The sequence below is a fragment of the Nocardia sp. NPDC019219 genome, from assembly GCF_040632645.1.
Taxonomy (GTDB): domain Bacteria; phylum Actinomycetota; class Actinomycetes; order Mycobacteriales; family Mycobacteriaceae; genus Nocardia; species Nocardia sputorum.
Window position 1 is genome coordinate 237,713 of the sequence record NZ_JBEYCG010000004.1, and the last position, 15,067, is coordinate 252,779.

The 15,067-nt window shown below is 70.0% G+C and carries 14 protein-coding genes; 7 read left to right on the forward strand and 7 right to left on the reverse strand.

Features of this window, described 5'->3' with window-relative positions; translation table 11 throughout:
* The first annotated feature begins 29 nt into the window (after positions 1-29).
* Genes ABZ552_RS10560 through ABZ552_RS10570 form a run of 3 tightly spaced genes read left to right on the forward strand, consistent with a single transcriptional unit; the run spans position 30 to position 2,606 of the window.
* The gene (locus tag ABZ552_RS10560) at positions 30-974 is read left to right on the forward strand and encodes a metal ABC transporter substrate-binding protein (protein WP_357436535.1); all 945 of its coding nucleotides are present in this window, start codon (positions 30-32) and stop codon (positions 972-974) included.
* Positions 971-1,705 (forward strand): metal ABC transporter ATP-binding protein, encoded by a 735-nt coding sequence (locus ABZ552_RS10565; protein ID WP_281917563.1) that lies wholly within the window; start codon positions 971-973, stop codon positions 1,703-1,705. Before ABZ552_RS10560 ends, ABZ552_RS10565 begins: the two co-directional genes overlap by 4 nt.
* A gap of 25 nt (positions 1,706-1,730) precedes the next feature.
* Positions 1,731-2,606: a metal ABC transporter permease gene (locus ABZ552_RS10570; RefSeq protein ID WP_281878192.1), complete on the forward strand. Its 876-nt coding sequence runs from the start codon at positions 1,731-1,733 to the stop codon at positions 2,604-2,606.
* Positions 2,607-2,615: 9 nt separating this feature from the next.
* Here the strand turns inward: ABZ552_RS10570 and ABZ552_RS10575 are convergent, their stop codons facing one another.
* From ABZ552_RS10575 to ABZ552_RS10595, 5 genes are all read right to left on the reverse strand, one after another.
* Positions 2,616-3,266: a TetR/AcrR family transcriptional regulator C-terminal domain-containing protein gene (locus tag ABZ552_RS10575; RefSeq protein ID WP_357436537.1), complete on the reverse strand. Its 651-nt coding sequence runs from the start codon at positions 3,264-3,266 to the stop codon at positions 2,616-2,618.
* A 210-nt stretch (positions 3,267-3,476) separates the two neighbouring features.
* Positions 3,477-3,863 (reverse strand): hypothetical protein, encoded by a 387-nt coding sequence (locus ABZ552_RS10580; RefSeq protein WP_357436539.1) that lies wholly within the window; start codon positions 3,861-3,863, stop codon positions 3,477-3,479.
* Entirely contained in the window at positions 3,860-4,984 is a 1,125-nt protein-coding gene (locus ABZ552_RS10585) for a caspase family protein (protein ID WP_281878195.1), read from the reverse strand. Before ABZ552_RS10585 ends, ABZ552_RS10580 begins: the two co-directional genes overlap by 4 nt.
* 2 nt (positions 4,985-4,986) lie before the next feature.
* Positions 4,987-6,978 (reverse strand): hypothetical protein, encoded by a 1,992-nt coding sequence (locus ABZ552_RS10590; protein WP_357436541.1) that lies wholly within the window; start codon positions 6,976-6,978, stop codon positions 4,987-4,989.
* A complete protein-coding gene (locus ABZ552_RS10595; protein WP_281917565.1) occupies positions 6,975-7,601 on the reverse strand; it encodes a twin-arginine translocation signal domain-containing protein in 627 nt (208 codons plus the stop codon). The genes ABZ552_RS10590 and ABZ552_RS10595 overlap by 4 nt, the downstream gene beginning before the upstream one ends.
* A gap of 187 nt (positions 7,602-7,788) precedes the next feature.
* On the opposite strand from ABZ552_RS10595, the gene ABZ552_RS10600 reads away from it, so the two are divergent.
* The 3 genes from ABZ552_RS10600 to ABZ552_RS10610 are packed head-to-tail and all read left to right on the forward strand — an operon-like array spanning position 7,789 to position 11,383.
* A complete protein-coding gene (locus ABZ552_RS10600; protein WP_281917566.1) occupies positions 7,789-9,573 on the forward strand; it encodes an ATP-binding protein in 1,785 nt (594 codons plus the stop codon).
* Positions 9,570-10,259 carry a response regulator transcription factor gene (locus ABZ552_RS10605; protein WP_281878199.1) on the forward strand — a complete coding sequence of 230 codons (690 nt, stop codon included), beginning with the start codon at positions 9,570-9,572 and terminating at the stop codon, positions 10,257-10,259. The genes ABZ552_RS10600 and ABZ552_RS10605 overlap by 4 nt, the downstream gene beginning before the upstream one ends.
* 44 nt (positions 10,260-10,303) lie before the next feature.
* Complete coding sequence (locus ABZ552_RS10610) at positions 10,304-11,383, forward strand: ADP-ribosylglycohydrolase family protein (RefSeq protein ID WP_281878200.1); 1,080 nt, start codon at positions 10,304-10,306, stop codon at positions 11,381-11,383.
* Between the two features lie 4 nt (positions 11,384-11,387).
* Here the strand turns inward: ABZ552_RS10610 and ABZ552_RS10615 are convergent, their stop codons facing one another.
* Positions 11,388-12,290, reverse strand: a complete 903-nt coding sequence (locus tag ABZ552_RS10615; protein ID WP_281917567.1) for a LysR family transcriptional regulator — start codon at positions 12,288-12,290, stop codon at positions 11,388-11,390.
* Positions 12,291-12,443: 153 nt separating this feature from the next.
* Between ABZ552_RS10615 and ABZ552_RS10620 the strand changes: the two genes are divergently transcribed.
* The gene (locus tag ABZ552_RS10620; RefSeq protein WP_281917568.1) at positions 12,444-13,889 is read left to right on the forward strand and encodes an MFS transporter; all 1,446 of its coding nucleotides are present in this window, start codon (positions 12,444-12,446) and stop codon (positions 13,887-13,889) included.
* A gap of 142 nt (positions 13,890-14,031) precedes the next feature.
* On the opposite strand, the gene ABZ552_RS10625 is transcribed toward ABZ552_RS10620, so the two are convergent.
* Positions 14,032-14,982, reverse strand: coding sequence for an alpha/beta hydrolase family protein (locus tag ABZ552_RS10625; RefSeq protein ID WP_281878203.1), 951 nt, complete (start codon positions 14,980-14,982; stop codon positions 14,032-14,034).
* Positions 14,983-15,067: the final 85 nt, after the last annotated feature.

Consider the following 15,067-nt stretch of genomic DNA (forward strand, 5'->3'; position numbering starts at 1 on the left):
TAGGATTGCCGAACTTATCATCTGATTGCATGAAGGTTCGGCTCCACCGGCTGCTCGCCCGGTCTCCTCGCCGATGGGTGGCGGCGATAGCCGTGTGCGCCTCGGCGTTCACGCTCACCGCCTGCGCCGGAAACGGAGCCGGGCGCGACGGCACGCCGACGGTGCTCACCACGTTCACGGTGCTCGCCGACATCGCCAGGAACGTCGCGGGCGAGCATCTGACCGTGGAGTCGATCACCAAGGCGGGTGCGGAAATCCACGGCTACGAGCCGACTCCCGGTGACATCAAGAAGGCGGCGAAGGCCGATCTCATCCTGGACAACGGCCTGAACTTGGAGGCGTGGTTCGCCCAGTTCGTCTCCGACGTGCGGGTGCCGCACGTCGTGGTCAGCGAGGGCGTCTCGGCGCTGCCGATCCGCGAGGACGCCTACCAAGGCAAACCGAACCCGCACGCGTGGATGTCGCCGCAGAACGCGCAGGTCTACGTCGACAACATGGTGCGCGCGTTCAGTGATCTCGCCCCCGAGCACGCGGCCGATTTCCGGGCCAACGGCGACCGGTACAAGTCGGAGCTGCGCAAGGTGCACGACGAATTGACGCACACCTTGAACGCTCTGCCGCCGAACGAGCGCGCGTTGGTGACGTGCGAGGGCGCCTTCTCCTACCTGGCGCGCGACGCCGGGCTCACCGAGAAGTACATCTGGGCGGTCAATGCCGAGCAGCAGGCAACGCCCCAGCAGATCGCGTCGGCCATCGACTTCGTCCGGGAGAAGCGGGTGCCCGCGGTGTTCTGTGAGTCCACGGTGTCGGACGCGCCGATGCGCCGGGTGGTCGAGGCCACGGGCGCGGCGTTCGGGGGCGTGCTGTACGTCGATTCGCTGTCGGAGGCCGACGGTGCGGTGCCGACCTACCTGGCGTTGCTGCGGCACGACGCGCAGACGATCGGCTCCGCGCTGACGGGACACCGTCCGTGAACGCGCCCGCGATCGAGGTGCGCGGCGTCACCGTCCGCTACGGCGAGGTGCCCGCCCTGGACAATGTGGATCTCACCGTCGATCCGGGGCGGGTGTGCGGTCTCATCGGGATGAACGGTTCCGGCAAGTCGACGTTGTTCAAGACGATCATGGGCCTGGTCCGGCCGGATCGGGGAGCGGTGCGGATCAACGGCGGCGCGCCGGTCGCGGCGCGCCGGGCGGGCGTCCTCGGCTATGTCCCGCAGAGCGAGGACGTCGATTGGACCTTCCCGCTGTCGGTGCGCGACGTGGTGATGACCGGACGATACGGCCGGCTCGGTGTCACCCGTCGTCCGCGCAAGGCCGATCGGGAAGCCGTCGCGCACGCGCTGGAACGCGTCGAGTTGAGCGACCTCGCCGACCGGCAGATCGGCCGATTGTCCGGCGGGCAGCGCAAACGCGCTTTCGTCGCGCGCGGTCTCGCGCAGGGCGCGACGGTTCTGCTGCTCGACGAGCCGTTCGCGGGTGTCGACAAGCGGTCGGAGGCCACGATCACCGCGTTGCTGCGCGATCTCGCCGGCGACGGCGCCACGATCCTGGTGTCGACGCACGATCTGCACGCCCTGCCCGGCCTCGCCGACGAGGCGGTGCTGCTGATGCGCACGGTGCTCGCCCAGGGCAGCCCCGACGTGGTGCTCCGGCCCGAGAATCTGGCCAGGGCGTTCGGCCTGGATGTGATGAACCGGGTGTGAGCCCGGCCGAGTGTGGGACGGACGCATGAGCTTCACCGAGATCTTCCTCGACCCCTTGCGCTACGAGTTCATGGTGCGCGCGCTGGCCACCACCGTGACCGCGGCGCTGGTGTGCGCGGTGCTGTCCTGCTGGCTGGTGCTCATCGGGTGGTCGCTGATGGGGGACGCGGTCTCGCACGCGGTGCTGCCCGGGGTGGTGCTGGCCTACATCGTCGGGCTGCCGTTCGCGGTGGGCGCGATCGTGTTCGGGTTCCTGGCGGTGGCGCTGATCGGCGTGGTGCGCGACACCAGCCGGATCAAGGAGGACGCGGCCATCGGCATCGTCTTCACGACGCTGTTCGCGTTCGGCTTGGTGCTGGTCTCGGTGACGCCCAGCCAGACCGACCTCAACCACATCGTGTTCGGCAACCTGCTCGGCGTCGGCCGCGCCGAGCTGATCCAGGTCGTGATCCTGGCCGCGATCACCCTCGCCGCGCTGGTGCTCAAGCGCCGTGACTTCACCCTCTACGCCTTCGACCCCACGCATGCCCACGCCATCGGGCTCAGTCCCCGGTTGCTCGGCACGGCGCTGCTCGGCCTGCTGGCCCTGACCGCCGTGGTCGCCTTGCAAGCGGTCGGTGTCGTCCTCGTGGTGGCCATGCTCATCATCCCGGGCGCCACGGCTTATCTGCTCACCGACCGCTTCGGCCGGATGCTGGTCATCGCGCCCGCCGTCTCGGTGACCTGTGCGGTGGCGGGCCTGTACCTGAGCTACCACCTGGATACGGCCCCCGGCGGCATGGTCGTGGTCGTCCAAGGGCTGGTCTTCACGTTCGTGTACCTGTTCGCACCCAGGCACGGCGTGCTGGGGCGGCGGATCTTCGCGGCGCGCGGCCGCACGAGGACGGCTGTTGGAGGGTGAGGCATCGGGCTACGCGTCTGCGGTGACCACCCGGTAGCGGTTCGCGAGCCCGTCCAGCAGCGCTTCCAGACCCACTTCGAAGGCGTCCCGATCGATCCGCTGCTGCCGCTCGGCCAGCAGGTGCGCTTCGTTCAGATGCGGATAGGCGTCGGCGTACACCGTGGCGTCGGCGGGGAAGCCCGCGGCGAACGATCCCAGCGACGCTCCGGTGAGGAAGTAGCGCATGGTCGTGCCGACTGTGGTGGCCTCGCGGCGCGGCCACCCTGCCGCGACCAGGCCGCCGAAGACCGCGTCGGCCATACGCAGCGCGTTGGGCCGATGACCGGGACCGGACGCCAGGGCGGGAACGATGTGCGGATGCGCCGCCATCGCGGTGCGGTAGGACCGGGCCCACTCGCGCAGCGACGAGCACCAATCCGGATTCCGGGCCGACAGGTCGTCGAACATCGAGATGTCGACTTCGCCGAGGACGGCGTCGACCACGGCATCGATGAGGTCGTCCTTGGTGCGGACGTGGTTGTACAGCGACGGTCCCTGCACGCCCAGTTCGGTGGCCAGCCGCCGCGTGGAGACGGCGGCGAGGCCCTCGGCGTCGACGAGGGCGAGCGCGGTCTCGATGATGCGGTCGCGGGTGAGCAGCGGCCGCCGTGGTCTGGCCATGGGCGTCTCCTTCCGGTCCCCGCATTCTCGCAGGCGTGGCGAGAAAACTTGCGCTGCTAGTCGAGCTACCCTACGGTGAGTCGAACTTGCATTGCTAGTTTTCGGAAACTTTCCACCCGACGCCGGTGTGTGAATTTGTGGGCGGAGCCGAATCCGGCCACCGGACTTATGTTCCGAACGCAGTGACCGTGCGGCAGCGATACTTCGGAATCACTGATCCGCGTCCGGCGATCCTTGCCGTGCGGACTCGTTTTCGTCGCGGGCGAGTACTTCCCGGATCAGCGCACGCGGGTCGCGGACGCCCGTCGCGGAGATCGTGACGGATTTCCCCTCCGGACCGGTGATCTCGATGGTGACATTCTTATGGCGGAGCAGCCAGTCGGGAATGGCGCGGGCCAGCACCGTGAGGGTGCCGCCCGCGCCGAGCGCGATGATCAAGGCATCGGACAGGCTGCCCATGCGGTCGGGCGCGGCGGCGGCGCGGACGAGATCCACCCGACCGCGCAGGGCGTCCTCGTCCCTCAGCCAGGAACGCAGGGACTGCAGGTCGTCGTAATCGCCGACGACGACCCGCAAATGGGCGAGGGGAGAGGTCATGGGGTCTCCTTCCGGGATACGCGGGACCGGCCGACCGCCCGGGGTCCGCTGCGCACGGCTCGGCCGACGTCCGTGCGATCGGTGAGCAGCGCGGCATACAGTTCCGCCGCGCGGGCCTGGTCTCCCGCGGCGGCGGTCCACCGGGCGTGCTGTTCCCGCGCCCGCAGCGTCTCCGGGTGGTCGGCGGCGAGCAGACGGGCGAAATCGGTGGCCAAACCCGCGTACAGGCGCGCCGCCTGCGCCGCCGCGCCGGATTCGCCCACCGCGAAGGCGTGCCGGTCCCGCATCGCCAGCACCGCGAGGTGGTCGGGGCCGAGCGCCGCGGTCCGCTGCCGGACCTGTTCGGCGTAGCGCTCGGACGCCGAGATCGGCGCGCCGCGATTCCCCCGGTTGGGCGCCAGCGCCAGCAGATCGGCCGTCCTGGTGCCGCACCGTTCGGGCAGGGGCAGGCCGCGCTGGTCCATCGTCCACCGGAGCCGCTGGTAGATGTGGCCGAGGGTGAGCAGCTCGGGGCCTTCGGGGTCGCCTTCGGTCAGCAGCGTGATCAATTCACCGGTGAAGGCGGTGTGGATCGCGCCTGGTGGCGCCATCGCCAGCTCGTTGCGCGGGGTGGAGGTCAGTGTGAAGGTGCCGTCGACGTCCAGCTGACCGGCCAAGGTCGGCGCGCCGCCGGACATCCGGCCTCCGATCGCGCGCCCCGAGTAGCAGCAGTCCAGGATCACCACCCGGTTGCGCGCCCTCGATTCGGCGAACGCCTCCCGGATCGTTTCGAACGGCAGCCCCGTCCACCGCAAGGTGGCCGGCCGGGTGGACGGCAGCGTGAGATACAGCCCGCCGGAGTTGTCCGGCAGACCGTGCCCGGCGTAGTAGAACAGCAGCAGGTCCTCCGCGTCCTCGGCCGCCCGCTCCACTCGGGCGCCGAGGTCTGCGATGGGCCGATCCTCGGTGATCACGGTGCAGTGCTCAGCGGGCAGGTCGGTGCCGCGATCGGAGGTGAGGATCTCCGCGAGGTCGGTCACGTTGGCGCGTACCGAGGGCAGGTCGGCGAGGTCGCGGTCGGCATAACTGCTCGCACCGACGAGGACGGCGCGCGAGCGAAGGGGATCGGGAAGCCGCGTCATCGTCAGCTCGCCAGCCGATAGGTGCCGCTGAGCGCCGCGTTCCCGGTGAGCTCGAGGTGCTCGTCGTCGAGAAGCTCCGCGTGCACGGCGACGGTTCGCGGCAGCTGCGTCCCGGGCAGGCAGTCGAACTGGACGTCCATGGTGGTCCCGGTGGAACGCACTGCCGTCGACCTGCACGCGGGTTGGTCGCCGATCATCAGCCCCGCGACGGAGCCGTTGGTGAGGAACGAGTACTGGTTGTTGGTCCATCGGCCGGACAGATCGGTGCGTGACTTCGCCGGCCCCGGATCACCCGGCGTCGAGGGGGAAGCCGAGCGCTCCACTTTCAGCTCGATATCCTGCGTGGGATTGCCGGTACGGATGTTGAAGTAGCGCAATTCGCCGGTGCCTTCCTGGATTCCAGCTTCGAAGGCGGCCCGTCCCGTACCGGCCGGTTGCCCGGTGGCGGCGCGGAGCGCGCCGACGTCCACCTGTCCGGTGAAGTCGCACCCGTCGCGCTCGACGGGATCCGCCGTGCGCAGTGTCTCGGCGGCGATTCCCGGCACGCCGAGAACGGCTCGGGCGATGGGGTTGGTCGCCACGGAGCGCCGGGTCCAGGTGCCCGGAGCCGTTCCGCCCACCGGTCCGCTGAGCAGGAGGTCGTCACCTTCCACGCGCACTTCCCCCTGATATCTGCCCGGTGGTTCGAGAACGAAGGCGGCGGTGCGCGCGGGGAGGTCGACCGAGCCGCGGGCGTTGGCCTCGGTGGCGAACTTGAAGACGAAGTTGTAGCCGTTGTCGTTCAGGAACTGCACCGAGTCGGCCAGCACGTCGGCGTAGGGACGGTCACCGACCACGGAGTCGCACGCCTGGGCGCCGCCGAAGACGTCGGGCAGGATGCGAGGGGCGGTGACCGCGCCGACCACGCCGACCGTCACCGTGACGACAGTGATCGCCACGACGGTGATGATCGACAGCCCACCGGTGGCGGCCGTCGCCGCCGCGGGGAGGACCGGCGCGAGATTCGGCAGCGCGATGGGCGCGGGCGCGGCGGGCATACCCGGACTCGCGTGCCTGGCGAGGGTGCCCGCCACCGCCCCCGACCCGAGGCCGGCCGCGCCCAGCAATGCCGCTCTGCGCCGTCCGACCTTGCGTACTCCGCTGCCCGTGAGGAGCTCACGCGGGATGGCGCCGATCGCGCGGGGCTCGGAATCGACGACGATCCCCGCCAGCCAGTCGCGCATTTGCGCCGCGCTCGGCCGGGCGAGCGGATCGGCCGTGGTCGCGGCCCGCAGCAGCGCCACCAATTCGGCGGCGACACCGGGTATCTCCGGCAGCGCGACGCTGCGCGCCGCGAGGTCGAACAACGCTTCCTGCCAGGGCAATTCGCCACCCAGCAGTACATAGAGCGTGACGCCGAGACGGTACACGTCACCGGCCGGTCCGGCCACGATTCGCCCGGCCAGCGCCGCAGGCAGATCCTCGGGCGGGGTGTAGGCGTCGACGGCCGCGGCCACCGCCAAGCCCGGGGCGTTCATGCCGAAGCCGGCCAGTGCCGCCCGATCGTTCACCAGGAGGATCGTGGCGGGCTGCAGCGCGCCGTGCGGGATGTCGACGGAGTGCCCGGCGGCCAGCGCGTCCGCGATCGCGATGCCGAGATCGCGGGTGGCGCGCACCGAGAGCGGGCCGTGTTCGTCGAGGTGGTCGGCGAGCACAGGCCCGCTCTCGACGATCAGGAAGGGCCGTCCGTCCGCCGTGATGTCGGCGGCGATCATCCGGGCGACGTGCGGGCCACCGGATATGTCGAGCAGCCCCTTCGCCCACCGCCGGAACGCCGTGCGGCCCTGGTCCGGCGCGGGCGCCTTGGCGAGGGTCAGCACGGCCTCGCGGCCGTCGCGGTCGGCGATCGCTGTCACCGTCGCGACCACGTCGTCGTCCAGCAGCTCGACCGCCGAGAATCCGGCAGGCAGCACGCCAGCGGTCCCGGAGTCGCCGCGTGGTGTCCGGCGGTTCATCGAATCCTCGGGAAGTAGCCTTCGAACCGCCATCCCGCGCCCGAGTCGACCGCCGCTCCGCGGTGCGGGTCGCCCGCCGGGCAGTGGCTGTCGATCCAATTCGGACCGAAGTACAGGACTTGGCATTTCGTGCAACGGTTCCAGCCGGGCTGTTTCGGGAAGTCCGACAGCGGTGGCTGCAGATCCGTTTCGACGCGATAGGTCTCGGCCGACGGTGTGTGCCCCTCCGAGTTGTTCGGGCAGACACCCCGATCGAAGGAAAAGTACGCCGCTTTGCAGGTGCGGCACCACTTCAAGCCCAGCAGCCCCGCGCGATCCTGGCCGACCTCGGGCTGTTCGTCGACGAACCAATAGACCGCACTGCCGTCCTGGTAGTGGCTGTGGTCCCAGAGATGCGACACCGGGCAGTGGCCCTGGTCGTCGCCCCACGCGAACCACATGTTCTGGCAGCGGCTGCACCACCGGAAGCCCGAATTGGAACCGGCCAAGGCGGTTTTCGGCGACATGGCGGCGCCCAGCGCAAGACCGGCTCCCGCGGCCGCGGCGCGGGTGAGAAACCGTCTGCGGTCCACCGGACGCGGCAGCCGGCGGACGGCACGGAAACTCGAACAGTACTCGTTCATGGCATCTTCCCCTCGAAATCGGCTGTGCCGACAGGGATATTGTCGTGGCCCGCGCGGCGCGCGCCGTCCCGGTGATCCGCCGCCCGCGCGACGGAAAACTCGGGAGCGGGCGGGTGGAAACCTTGGTTGCGTCTGCGGTGTGGTCGTGGATGATCGGGCCAGCGGGGGAAAACGAGGAGATCGTGCGGTGACGGTCATTGTTGCGGAGGGCGATGCGCGTCCGGCGCGGGTGCCGCGCTGGGCGTCCGCGGCCGTGGCGGGGCTCGCCGCGCTGGGCGTGATGTGCTGGACCATGGCCGTCTCCTGGTCGGTGTGGACGCCGCTCTGGTGGCAGGAGATCCCGCCGCGGAGCGCGGGGTCGGTGGTGATCGGAGCCGGTGTGGTCGCCTGGGTTCGATTGCCCTCACCGCGCATCGGACGGTTGATGGTGCTCGGCGCCGCCGTGTATTACCTCCAGTACCTGAGGGCTACCGACGGTGTGCTGTTCGCGATCGGCTTCTGCCTCGCCTACAGCTGGATGGGTATCGCGGCGCACGTCCTCTTGGCTTGGCCCACCGGCCGATTGGGCAGCAGGTTCGACCGCGGTTTCGTGATCGCTTCGCATGTCATCGCGACGGGCACCCAGGTCGTGCGGTACTTCGTCGATCATCCGGAACCGCCGTGGGCGATCGGTATCCACCGCCCGGTCACCTTCTGGGGGGCGACCGGCAGCGTCCTCGGCGTCGTCATGGGCGTCGCGGCCGTCGCCATCGTGGTGCGGCGCTGGGCGGTGGCCGCACCGGTGCGCCGCCGGCCCGCCGGTCCGGTCTGGATCGGGATCGGGGCGACCGCGGCGATCAAGATCGCGGAAGCGGTGGTCACCGTGATGCCCGCGCCCATCCAGGCGAAGGCCGTGCTCGCTTCGTTGTTCACCGTCGCGGTGATCGTGCTCGTCCCGCTGCTGTATCTGGTCCGCTGGCTGGTGCGCAAGCTCGGCCACCAAGGCGTGGTCGATCTGCTCAACGACATCGAACGCGACCTGGCCTCGATCTCCGATCCCGGGGCGCTGCAGGCCGCGCTGCGCCGCTCTCTCGGGGATCCCACGCTGACCATCGCCTACGTGCTGGGCGACGGCCGGTACGTGGACATCCACGGCCAGCCGGTGACCGTGACCGGCCGCACCCCGGCCCGCTCGGCGACGATGGTCCGGCGCCGCGGCGACCCCATCGCGGTCATCGAGCACGACGCCGCGCTCGACGGGCAGGCGGAGGCCACCGACGCGGCGATCACGGCCGTCGCCCTTGCCATCGACAACGCGCGCCTCTACGCCACCCAGCAGGCGCAGCTGGAACAGCTCCGCCTGTCGCGGCTGCGGTTGGCGCAGACCGCCTTCGACGAGCGCAGGCGCATCCAACGGGATCTGCACGACGGTTCCCAGCAGCGCTTCTTCCGCATCCTCATGCTGCTCGACAGTGCCCACCGCGCGCTGGCCTCGGGCGAGGGAGCGGAACCGGAGAAGGCGCGGCGCGCGGTCTCGGCCGCCCACGCCGAACTCACCGACACCATCCGCGCCTTGCGTGACCTCACCCAGGGCATCTATCCGACCGTCCTGATCGCACACGGACTCGGTGCCGCGATCGAGAACCTGGCCGACCGCGCCCCGCTGCCGGTCACTTTCCAGCTGACCGAGCAACGGTGGCCGAAACACGTGGAGATCACCGCCTATTTCGTGATCAGCGAAGCGCTCGCCAACGTCTACAAGCACTCCGGGGCGACCACTGCGCACGTGCGAGCGCATCGGGACGACCGGCATCTGGTCATCGAGATCACCGACGACGGCCACGGCGGCGCCCGCCCGGGCGACGGCCTGACCGGATTGCGCCATCGCGTCGAGGGCGTCGGCGGCGAACTCGACATCAACAGCGAGGCCGGTCGCGGAACGACATTGCGCGCTCGGCTTCCCGAGGCGCCCGAGACGGGAGCGACGTCATGAAAATCGTCATCGTCGAAGATCGCGGTCTGTTCCTGGATCTGCTCACCGACGCCTTGCGCGGTCGCGGCATCGATGTGCTCGCCCAGGCGTCGACCCGGCCGGAGGCGCTGCCGCTGATCGACGAGCACGCACCCGATCTGGCGCTGCTCGACATCCGGCTGACCGCCTTCCACGACACCGACGGCCTGGACATCGCCGAACTCGTCCGGGCGAATTACCCGGACGTCGGTCTGCTGCTGCTCTCGGACTACTTGGAGGCCGCGTACGCCGAGCGTCTGCTCAGCATCGAGGAGATCCCACGCGCCGTCGGCTATCTCGGCAAGGAACGACTCGGCAACCTCGACGAGCTCATCGACGCGTTCACCCGGATCGTCCGCGGCGAGGTGGTCATCGACCCGTACATCATCAGCAAACTGATGTCGCGCCACCGGGTGACCGATCCGCTGGAGAAGCTGACGCCGCACGAGCGGCGCATTCTCGCGCTGGTCGCCGAGGGTCGCTCCAACCGCGGCATCGCGCAGACGCTGCACACCAAGATCAGCACGGTGGAGAAGCAATTGTCCACGATCAACAGCAAACTGGCGCTGTCCGAGACCACCGGGCTGAACCGGCACGGCTCGCTCTACAACCAGCGCGTCCTGGCCGCCCTCACCTTCCTGCGCAGCACCAATTCGACGCCGGACTGAGGCGCCGTGCACCGAACGCGGCGCATACGGAAAGATGATGCGGCGTGGTGGATTACACGACGATCTTCGATCGGGTCCGTGGCTCCCTGCTGGGCGGGGCGGTGGGGGACGCGCTGGGGTGGCCTATCGAATTCCTGCGGCTGGAGCAGATCCGGCAGCGCTATGGCGACGCGGGGGTGACGGGCTTCCTGCCGCAGCATGCGGTGGACGCGCCGCAGCAGATCACCGATGACACGCAGATGACGCTGTTCACCGCGGAGGGGCTGCTGCGGGCGGCGCCGGGCGCCGACCCGGTGCCCGCGCTGCGCCGGGCGTATCTGCGCTGGTTGGAGACCCAGCGCGAAGAGGGGCCCGCCGCCGCGACCGACGGATGGCTGGCGAGCCTGCCGTTTCTGTACGCGGTGCGCGCGCCGGGAAACGCCTGCATGTCCGGGCTGGGACAGCAGGCCAGGGGATATCTCGCCCCCGTGCCGCTCGGTGAACCCGGACCGGTGAACGCGCATTCGAAGGGCTGCGGCACGGTCATGCGGTCCGCGCCGTTCGGACTGGCCGGTATGGGCCCGGACCAGGCGTTCGCCACGGCCGCGCGTGCCGCGCAATTGACCCACGGGCATCCCACGGGTTATCTCGCCGCGGGCGCGTTCGCGGCACTGATCGATCGCGTGGTGAGCGGTGCCGAGCTGTCGGCGGCGGTACGGGAGACGGTCGTTCAGCTCACCGCGTTTCCCGCGAGCGCGGAAACCGTGGCGGCATTGGAACGCGCCGTCGAGGTGTCCGAGCAAGCGGTGTCGGCCGAGCAGGTCGAGCGGGTGGGCGGAGGGTGGATCGCCGAAGAGTGCCTGGCCATCGCGGTGTATTGCGCCCTGCACGCGGCCAGGACCGGCGACGTGCGCGCGGCGCTGCTGCTGTCGGTGAACCACTCCGGCGATTCCGATTCCACCGGCGCGGTGGCGGGCAATCTGATCGGCGCCGCGCACGGTGTGTCCGGGCTGCCGATGGAGTGGGCGGCCGCGGTGGAAGGGCGCGACGTGCTGGTCCAGGTCGCCGACGATCTCGTCATGAACTTCGGGCTCGGCGACCGGTCCGGGCTGACCGCGCGCTACCCCCACGACGCGGGGTTGTGAAGCCTCACTCGGTCTTCGGCGTCCGGCACACGTCGAGCACACGGCCGCGCAGCCATCGGTGAGCCGGGTCGGCCTGGAGCCGGACGTGCCACAGCAACGACACCGTCACCTCGGGAGCACGAAACGGCAGCGCGAACGAACGCATGCCACGCCGCAAGACCTCGGTGTGCCGCTCCGGCACCGTCGCGACCAGATCCGAGGTCCTGGCCAGCGCCAAGGCGGCCCCGAAGCCGTCCACCACCGTCACGATGTCGCGCCGGTAGCCGGTGGGGCGCATGGCCTCGTCGACCAGGCCCTCGTCCAGACCGCGCCGTGCGACGTGGACATGCCGCGCGGAGGCGTAGCGGGCCGTCGTGACGGCGCCGGTGTGCAGCGGATGCGCGCTGCGCACCACTCCGACGAACCGGTCGGTGAACAGCGCCGTGTTCGCGATGTCCGGAGGCAGTGCGCGGTCGATGACTCCGATCTCCAGGTCGACACCGCCGTCGCGCAGAGCACCGTGGTCGCGCTTGGCCTTCTGGACGAACCGCAGTCGCACGCCCGGCGCGGCGCGGCCGGCTTCGGCCACCAGATCCGGGCCGAACCTCTCCACGAATCCGTCGGTGCTGCGCACGGTGAAAGTGCGGTCCAGCCCGGCCAGGTCCAGCTCGCCGACCGGACGTAGCACGTCTTCGGCATCGCGGACGAGATCGCGCACGCGGTCGCGCAGTTCCACGGCGCGCGGCGTCGGCGCCAGCCCGCGACCTGCCCGCACGAGCAGCGGGTCGCCGGTGGCCCGGCGCAACCGCGCGAGCTGGCGGCTCATCGCCGAGGGGCTGAGGGCGAGTCGTTCGCCGGCCCGCGTCACGCTGCCCTCCTCGAGCAGGACGTCCAAGGTGATCAGCAAGTTCAGGTCGGGCCGCGCCATGCGCACACGATCGCACAGATGGCGGGTGGCATGGCGTCCGGTGCACAAATACCTTTCCATCTGTGCGTCTTCCGCCTGGTCACGGCGAGACCTAGCGTCCTTGGAGACACCCCGATGGAAGAGGTCATCGCCGTGAAACCAGCAGAACCACTCGTGCGGACAACCCCCGCACGCCGTTCGTACCCCCGGCCGCTGCTCGCGCTGTCGCTGACAATGCTGCTGCCCTCGCTGAGCATCAGCGTCGCCAACGTCGCGCTGCCGACCATGGCGGCGGCTTTCGATGCCTCCTTCCACGAGGTCCAGTGGATCGTCCTCGCCTATCTGCTGGCCACCACGACACTGATCGTCGGTGCGGGGCGGCTCGGTGACCTCGTCGGCCGGCGGCGGTTGCTGCTCGTGGGCATCAGCGTTTTCACGCTCGCGACGCTGCTGTGCGGCCTCGCCCCGGATCTGGTCTTCCTGGTCGCGGCCCGGGCGCTGCAAGGAGCGGGCGCCGCCTGCATGATGGCGCTGACGATGGCCCTCGTCGGCGAAACCGTTCCGAAGAACCGCACCGGCAGCGCCATGGGGTTGCTCGGGACGATGTCCGCGGTAGGCACCGCGCTGGGCCCCTCGCTCGGCGGAGTTCTCGTCGCCGCCTTCGGCTGGCGTGCGATCTTCCTGCTCGTCGTGCCGACCGGGCTTCTCACGCTAGCTCTCTCAGCCCGCGCACTGCCCCCATCCACACCGCGAAACCGTTCTGATCGCGCTTCTTTCGATATTCTCGGCACTTCGTTGCTCGCCATCACCCTCGGCTGCTACGCGCTGGCCCTGACGGTCCAGGGCAACTCGTTCGGCCCGCTCGGTCTCGGACTGCTCGGTGCGTGCGCGGTGGGTCTCGGACTGTTCGTCGTGGCCGAGCGGCGGGTGTCCTCCCCGCTGCTGCACATCGCGACGTTCCGTGATCCGGTCCTGGCCGCCGGTCTCACGACGAGTGCGCTGGTTTCGGCCGTGGTGATGACCACGCTGGTGGTGGGACCCTTTCATCTCGCTCGCGCCCTGCATCTCGCTCCGGCGGTCGTCGGGTTGGTGATGTCGGCCGGTCCGGCGGTGTCCGCCCTCACCGGTGTGCCCGCGGGGCGCGCCACCGATCGCTTCGGCGCCGGGCGGATGGTCGTCGTCGGGCTCGGCGCGGTCATCGGCGGCACGGCCGCGCTCGCGGTGCTGCCCGGGGCCGCGGGGGTCGTCGGATATGTCCTGCCGCTGATGATCACGACGTGCGGCTACGCGCTGTTCCAAGCGGCCAACAACACCACGGTCATGAAAGACGTCGCGCCGCACCAGCGCGGTGTGGTGTCGGGCATGCTGAATCTTTCCCGCAACCTGGGTCTCATCACGGGAGCCTCGGTCATGGGAGCCGTCTTCGCTTTCGCGGTCGGCGCGGGGGATGTCACCGTCGCCGCGCCGGAGCAGGTGGCACGAGGTACACAGTGGACCTTCGCCGTCGCAGCGCTTCTCGTCACCCTCGGGCTCACGATGGTCCTGGCCGTACGGGTGGGTGGATCGGGTCCGCGTCGGCGGCCGAGTGCCCAAGCACTCGACGGCGACCAGCTGGACTGACCGCGCACCCGCGCCCGACACACGTCGAGGTCGCGGTACGGTCCAGCGCGGCCTCGTATGCTCTTCGGCAGTACTCGTTTCGCCGAGGCGCCTCCCGCGTGCCCACGGTGTGCGGGAGGAGCGCTCGATGGATCGGAGACTCTTATGCGCCGAGTGCGCGGGCGAGGTGCGGCCAGGAGTCGTGCAGATCCGTCTCGAACTGCCCCCAGGTGTGCGAGCCCTCCGAGCGGTTGATGTGGATCGCCGGTAGCCCGAGCTCGTCGAGGCGATCGGCGAAGGCCGCCGTGCAGGAGCTCGCTATCGCCTCGATCGGTGGGAACGGCAGGCCGCGATCTATCGCGCCCGGCGTGCCCGAAGCGGCGGACAAGTAGATGGTCTTCCCGGCCAGAGCGCCGGCGTTGGCGAAAGCATCGTGGGCCCGCCAGATCGCGTCACCCGGCGCGCCCCACATGTTGCCCGGATTGCCCCCGCCCCGGATGACCTGCGCGCTCACCATCGCCGCGCCGACGGCGTCCGCCGCCCACGGACAGCCGCTGTAGGCCGCCACCGCGTCGTACACCTCGGGCGCCTGGATCGCGAGGTCGATCGCGGAGCCCGCGCTCATCGACACTCCGGCGATCGCGTTGCGTCCGGTCGCGCCGAGCTCGGTGTCGAGCGTGGCGGGCAGTTCCCGGGTGAGGTAGGTCTGCCACCGGTTGCGCCCGACCGCCGGATCGTCGGCGAGCCAGTCGGTGTACATGCTGAAGGCGCCGCCGACCGGCATCACCACGTTGACGTGCTTGTCGGCGAAGAACCCCCGCACGTCCGTGTCGTCCCACCACGAGATGCCGTCGACCCCACCGCCGATGCCGGTGAGCAAGTAGAGCGTGGGCGCGGGACCGCCACCCGCCGCGCGGATCACCCGATTGGTGACCACCCGATCCATAGACGGTGAATAGACATCGATCTGGGACACCGAGCCGCCGAGCGGAACTTGCCCGACCACGTGCGCCCGTGCGGGCTCGGCTCCGGCGGGGGGAACGGAAAGGACGGACGCCGCGACAGCGGTCGCGAGCGCGCTGACGAGCGCGCCCAAATACCTAGAAGCACTCACTATCTCGTTGTACCCGCGCTAGGGGCCAGTACGCCTGGGACTGTTGAAGATTCGGAACCGGGCACTGAAATCCCATGGAAGCAGC

Bases quoted from the DNA above. Each gene is read 5' to 3' on its own strand.
- ABZ552_RS10560 (WP_357436535.1), top strand. From the start codon at position 30: ATGAAGGTTCGGCTCCACCGGCTGCTCGCCCGGTCTCCTCGCCGATGG.
- ABZ552_RS10570 (WP_281878192.1), top strand. From the start codon at position 1,731: ATGAGCTTCACCGAGATCTTCCTCGACCCCTTGCGCTACGAGTTCATG.
- ABZ552_RS10575 (WP_357436537.1), bottom strand. From the start codon at position 3,266: ATGGCCAGACCACGGCGGCCGCTGCTCACCCGCGACCGCATCATCGAG.
- ABZ552_RS10580 (WP_357436539.1), bottom strand. From the start codon at position 3,863: ATGACCTCTCCCCTCGCCCATTTGCGGGTCGTCGTCGGCGATTACGAC.
- ABZ552_RS10585 (WP_281878195.1), bottom strand. From the start codon at position 4,984: ATGACGCGGCTTCCCGATCCCCTTCGCTCGCGCGCCGTCCTCGTCGGT.
- ABZ552_RS10590 (WP_357436541.1), bottom strand. From the start codon at position 6,978: ATGAACCGCCGGACACCACGCGGCGACTCCGGGACCGCTGGCGTGCTG.
- ABZ552_RS10595 (WP_281917565.1), bottom strand. From the start codon at position 7,601: ATGAACGAGTACTGTTCGAGTTTCCGTGCCGTCCGCCGGCTGCCGCGT.
- ABZ552_RS10605 (WP_281878199.1), top strand. From the start codon at position 9,570: ATGAAAATCGTCATCGTCGAAGATCGCGGTCTGTTCCTGGATCTGCTC.
- ABZ552_RS10615 (WP_281917567.1), bottom strand. From the start codon at position 12,290: ATGGCGCGGCCCGACCTGAACTTGCTGATCACCTTGGACGTCCTGCTC.